The organism is Maritalea sp. (genome assembly GCF_051251695.1).
Lineage (GTDB): Bacteria > Pseudomonadota > Alphaproteobacteria > Rhizobiales > Devosiaceae > Maritalea.
In genome coordinates, this window is record NZ_JBPOEU010000088.1 from 1 (window position 1) to 2,444 (window position 2,444).

Genomic DNA, 2,444 nt, shown 5'->3' on the forward strand with positions numbered 1-2,444 from the left:
ATCGTGAACTCGCGCATCGGAAGCGATAATTTAAGGTCGATCGGCCAAAAGCCGACATTCATGCGCAGCGCAGCATCGGTCAAAGTGGGCTCGTTGCTGCCGTTCGCTGCACGTGCGAACCGTTCTGAGTGCATTCTAATGGCTGAAGGCCTGCTTCGCGGACAAAAGCGATCTTCGGTATTGGAGGAAATTGGCAACGGGTTTATCCTGAACTTCGCATCTCATGGAAGGTTCGTACACTTGCCTAAAGTCCGTATCGCAGCCGCGCAGGCCCCCGAAATCCACAAAGATATTCCGAGAGCATTGGAGTTTCTCCACTCAACTTCTGAGCGTGCCAAAGCAAAGCAAGCACATTTGTTGGTTTTTCCTGAGGGTTTCTTACAGGGCTATATTGTTGAAGAACAGCAGGCCCGAGAGGTGGCCATTGACCTCAGTTCTCAACGGTTTCTCGAACTATTAGAGAAATTTCCGCCCTCTGGACCGATGTTGGTAGTTGGCATGATCGAGTTAGCCGACGAAAAGCTATATAATACTGCTATAGTTGTTAAAGATCAGGGCCTTATTGGAAGGTATCGAAAGCAACATCTTTTACCAAGAGAGGTAGCCTTCACTAAGGGGAAGGACTTACCAGTATTTGAGGTTCATGGCCTCAGATTTTGCATAAATATATGTTATGATACAAATTTTCCTACCCTTGCGGAGCAGGTCTCTCGGAAGGGTGCCGAACTAATTGTTTGTTGTGCAAACAACATGCTGAAGCACGACACAGCCGAAAAATACAAATGGCTACACAATTCGGTGCGCGGGCAACGCTGCCACGAGAGCGCATTGTGGCTCATATCATCTGACGTCACCGGCGAGCGCGAAGATTACTTAGCTTTGGGGCCTACCGCGGTCCTCAATCCTGACGGTGACGTCGCAGAGCAATTGCCATTGGGACAAGTCGGCATGCTGGTGTTTGATCTACCTTACGTAAAATGAGCGTGGCTTGGACGATGTAGGTTAGGGCTCGGTGCTGCCGTTCGCTGCGGTTGAATGTGCCAAGTGCTGCCGAACGTCTGCTTTCTCATGCGGCGAACCTATATTTCGCAAATGCGGCGAACGACCGCTTCCCGCCCTTGATGTCGTGCCTTTCAGCCGACTAACCCAAAAACCTCTTTCAAGTTCAGCGTTCCCCCATTCATGCGCAAAAATATCTATGCCTTTGATTTTTATCCGTTTATCTCTTTCTGGAAAGTATAGGGATTACCCTCTCAAGGGTGCCAGGAGACATTTTGGCGATCAAATTTCTGTATTCATTTCGAGATGGCCCACGGACGAAAGTCTTCACTTGGTAACCATGTGCGCTCCCGATTGAATGCTACAGCACGGTGTTCTATGCTGCCGTCAGAAAGTTTAAGTTCGTACTGAAGTAAAGCGACAAATCGATACTCGTCTTGATGGATATATTTGCGGCCTTTATGAAGCTCTGGGGTAACATATCTAGACGCAAGGTTTTCAATTGAAATATCTGCAAACGATGTAAAGTGAATCGATGAACCATCGTAATGCACTGGTCCGTGAAATACCTTAAATTTGGGCTCAGGTGTTTTATAGCCATCGGCTGTAAAATCAGGTATTAGTTGGGCCAACTCTTCTTGTGCCCAACATGCATAATCTTTGTTTAAGGAGGTTTCTAGTTGGAGGGCAAACGCGTCGGCATCGTTAAATCGCATAAACCAGTTGTCATCGCATTTCATCTTGGGGCGTTGATCCAATGTGCATACCATGCTGCAGCAAAATATAAGCGCATCCGTACCAGTATAGTTGAATAGCCCAGAGACCGTTGCATCCAAATGGTTCGTAGAAGTTTTATCGATAGATATACACGTGTTACCAGTGTGAGCGCGATTTACAAAACCTCTGGCTTTTTTACCGAATCCACCGTTGACTTTTTTACTGAAATTAAATGAGTATGGATCTATTTGGTTAAGTAACCGAATGTCTGCAGCCGATTTTGGAATGTTGTATGAAATAGTATGTTTGCCCTCTCGTGTATCCCCAATTTCTGTATCACTATGCTTTCTATAGTATTCAAGGGAGCCTAGCTGTAGAGTTTTATAGTTACAAATATTGTATTCTGGGGCGCAGCTTTTCATTAAGAATGTAGGCATTCATGCTCTCCGGTGTTTTAAAATTTCAATTGTGGGGCTAAATGTCTTTCCAGTTTAGAGGCTGAACATTTTGTGACAGAATATTTATGTGTTTGTTATAAAGGCATTTATCTCTTTCTGGAAACTGTGGGGCAAACTCGCAAGGCCTCTTTCCAGTTCAGATTGCATTTGTGACGCCGATTGCTAATTAAAGGGCAGCTTAAAACGCCTCAAACCCCTTATTTAACGGCCTATGAAGCGGGCAGGAGGGTTTGCAAGTCTTGGTGTCGGCAAAGGTGCATCTACCTTACA

2 protein-coding genes are annotated in these 2,444 nt (G+C 45.8%); one reads left to right on the forward strand and one right to left on the reverse strand.

The genetic code is table 11. From position 1 onward, the window contains the following. Positions 1–138: 138 nt before the first annotated feature. Positions 139–981 (forward strand): carbon-nitrogen hydrolase family protein, encoded by an 843-nt coding sequence (locus ACSHWX_RS18235; RefSeq protein ID WP_342857668.1) that lies wholly within the window; start codon positions 139–141, stop codon positions 979–981. 314 nt (positions 982–1,295) lie between these two features. On the opposite strand, the gene ACSHWX_RS18240 is transcribed toward ACSHWX_RS18235, so the two are convergent. After that, a complete protein-coding gene (locus ACSHWX_RS18240; protein ID WP_435669634.1) occupies positions 1,296–2,153 on the reverse strand; it encodes a hypothetical protein in 858 nt (285 codons plus the stop codon). Positions 2,154–2,444 lie beyond the last annotated feature (291 nt).

Bases quoted from the DNA above. Each gene is read 5' to 3' on its own strand.
- ACSHWX_RS18235 (WP_342857668.1), top strand. From the start codon at position 139: ATGGCTGAAGGCCTGCTTCGCGGACAAAAGCGATCTTCGGTATTGGAG.
- ACSHWX_RS18240 (WP_435669634.1), bottom strand. From the start codon at position 2,153: ATGCCTACATTCTTAATGAAAAGCTGCGCCCCAGAATACAATATTTGT.